The organism is Brachybacterium atlanticum, assembly GCF_025669985.1.
GTDB classification, from domain to species: Bacteria; Actinomycetota; Actinomycetes; order Actinomycetales; family Dermabacteraceae; genus Brachybacterium; species Brachybacterium conglomeratum.
In genome coordinates this window covers 1-1,410 of sequence record NZ_JAKJJW010000077.1, presented here as the reverse complement: position 1 = coordinate 1,410, position 1,410 = coordinate 1, and the positions used below count along the sequence as shown (strand labels likewise).

Annotated in this window: 1 rRNA gene; it reads left to right on the top strand. The window is 57.0% G+C overall.

The window, feature by feature from the left end:
* Positions 1–1,317, top strand: a 16S ribosomal RNA gene (locus tag L3K22_RS16615); the annotation flags it as partial.
* Positions 1,318–1,410 lie beyond the last annotated feature (93 nt).

Here is a 1,410-nt window from a genome sequence, read left to right as displayed (position 1 = left end):
TGGAAAGATTTATCGGTGGGGGATGGACTCGCGGCCTATCAGTTTGTTGGTGAGGTGATGGCTCACCAAGACGATGACGGGTAGCCGGCCTGAGAGGGCGACCGGCCACACTGGGACTGAGACACGGCCCAGACTCCTACGGGAGGCAGCAGTGGGGAATATTGCACAATGGGCGAAAGCCTGATGCAGCGACGCCGCGTGGGGGATGACGGCCTTCGGGTTGTAAACCCCTTTCAGTAGGGAAGAAGCGAGAGTGACGGTACCTGCAGAAGAAGCGCCGGCTAACTACGTGCCAGCAGCCGCGGTAATACGTAGGGCGCAAGCGTTGTCCGGAATTATTGGGCGTAAAGAGCTTGTAGGTGGCTTGTCGCGTCTGCCGTGAAAACCCGAGGCTCAACCTCGGGCGTGCGGTGGGTACGGGCAGGCTAGAGTGTGGTAGGGGAGACTGGAACTCCTGGTGTAGCGGTGAAATGCGCAGATATCAGGAAGAACACCGATGGCGAAGGCAGGTCTCTGGGCCATTACTGACACTGAGAAGCGAAAGCATGGGTAGCGAACAGGATTAGATACCCTGGTAGTCCATGCCGTAAACGTTGGGCACTAGGTGTGGGGGACATTCCACGTTTTCCGCGCCGTAGCTAACGCATTAAGTGCCCCGCCTGGGGAGTACGGCCGCAAGGCTAAAACTCAAAGGAATTGACGGGGGCCCGCACAAGCGGCGGAGCATGCTGATTAATTCGATGCAACGCGAAGAACCTTACCAAGGCTTGACATGCACTGGACGGCTGCAGAGATGTGGCTTTCTTTGGACTGGTGCACAGGTGGTGCATGGTTGTCGTCAGCTCGTGTCGTGAGATGTTGGGTTAAGTCCCGCAACGAGCGCAACCCTTGTTCTATGTTGCCAGCACGTGATGGTGGGGACTCATAGGAGACTGCCGGGGTCAACTCGGAGGAAGGTGGGGACGACGTCAAATCATCATGCCCCTTATGTCTTGGGCTTCAAGCATGCTACAATGGTCGGTACAATGGGTTGCGAAACTGTGAGGTGGAGCGAATCCCAAAAAGCCGGCCTCAGTTCGGATTGGGGTCTGCAACTCGACCCCATGAAGTCGGAGTCGCTAGTAATCGCAGATCAGCAACGCTGCGGTGAATACGTTCCCGGGCCTTGTACACACCGCCCGTCAAGTCACGAAAGTCGGTAACACCCGAAGCCAGTGGCCCATCCTCGTGAGGGAGCTGTCGAAGGTGGGATCGGTGATTGGGACTAAGTCGTAACAAGGTAGCCGTACCGGAAGGTGCGGCTGGATCACCTCCTTTCTAAGGAGCATCACCAATATTGGTGGCCATCGTCGTCTGCGAGTGTCAGGCGGATGGTTGCTCAAGGGTGGAACATCGATGGATGGGCACTTC